General features: G+C 59.3%; 3 protein-coding genes. All 3 read left to right on the top strand.

Annotated features, from left to right (window positions below; genetic code table 11):
* Positions 1 to 84: 84 nt before the first annotated feature.
* The gene (locus DT23_RS18240; protein WP_038133731.1) at positions 85 to 471 is read left to right on the top strand and encodes a transposase; all 387 of its coding nucleotides are present in this window, start codon (positions 85 to 87) and stop codon (positions 469 to 471) included.
* On the top strand, positions 468 to 821 hold the full coding sequence (gene tnpB, locus DT23_RS18235; protein ID WP_038133730.1) for an IS66 family insertion sequence element accessory protein TnpB: 354 nt from the start codon (positions 468 to 470) through the stop codon (positions 819 to 821). Before DT23_RS18240 ends, tnpB begins: the two co-directional genes overlap by 4 nt.
* A 119-nt stretch (positions 822 to 940) precedes the next feature.
* On the top strand, positions 941 to 1,169 hold a 229-nt coding region (locus DT23_RS18230), incomplete at its 3' end, for an IS66 family transposase (RefSeq protein ID WP_038133728.1).

Genomic DNA, 1,169 nt, shown 5'->3' with positions numbered 1-1,169 from the left:
GTAAGCGGTGCGCCGCTCCCACACTTACGGCATAACGCCTGATCTGCGATTCAGAGACTTCTTTGATTTGTGGGGAGTTTCTCGATGGTAGCTATAAGCGAGTTTCTGGCAAGGGTGCCTCGCCGTGCGGATGGTAAGCGGAATTGGCCACCGGAGTTGAAGGCGCGGATCGTGGCGGAGACCCTGATTAAAGGTGAGACGGTCAATGCGGTTGCGAAGCGGTATGAATTGATCCCTAGCACGGTGTCTGATTGGCGACGGATGGCACGGCAGGGCAAACTGGTTCTGCCAAATTTGGACGGCATAGATTTTGTGCCTGTTGAGGTTGAGGCGTCTGTGCCAGTTGCCCAGCCTTTGCCCAACCCGTTCCCCAATACGCTGGATGTGATCAAGGGCGACATCACCGTTCGTCTTGATGCGGCAACGCCAGCGGCTCGGATTGCTGAGATCGCCAAGGCTCTGGCCCCATGATCACGCCATCCCATAGGGTGCGGATCTTTGTGGCCAGCGATCCGGTCGACTTCCGCAAGGGCCATGATGGACTGGCCGCTTTGGTGCAGAGCCAGTTGCGCCAGAAGCCGTTTGATGGGGCTGTCTATGTGTTCCGGGCCAAGCGCGCGGATCGGCTGAAGCTGATCTACTGGGACGGTAGCGGGTTGGTGATGGCCTACAAACGGCTCGAAGATAACAGCTTCACATGGCCCGCGATCAAGAACGGGGTGATGCGGCTGGAACCGGCCCAGTTTGAGGCGTTGTTCGCGGGGTTGGATTGGCGGCGCGTGCGCCCTTTGGAGGTGGCAGCCCCATCTGCGGCGGAGTGACTCACGGGGTCGTTTGCGCGGGTCATTCTGCCCTTGTTTTGTTATGAGATGGGGCATGACTGTGCCTGACAAATTGCCCCCCTCTCGGCAGAATTGCTGCGCAATTCGCCTGCCGGACAATGGATGACATTGCCGAACTGAAGGCGATCATCCGTGCGCAGCAGGATCAGAATGCGCGGCTTGAGGCCTTGATCGCCTCGTTCAAGAAGGCGCTCTTCGGGGCCAAATCCGAGAAGATTGACCCGGCCCAGTATGAACTGGAACTCGAGGATATCGAGACCGCCATCGCGCAGGTGGAAGCCGAGATCGACGCGGACGAGCGGACCGCGCCCGTGCGACCCCCAAAGC

The sequence above is a fragment of the Thioclava indica genome (assembly GCF_000714545.1).
In the GTDB taxonomy this organism is placed as follows: domain Bacteria; phylum Pseudomonadota; class Alphaproteobacteria; order Rhodobacterales; family Rhodobacteraceae; genus Thioclava; species Thioclava indica.
This window is presented reverse-complemented; position numbering and strand designations above follow the sequence as displayed.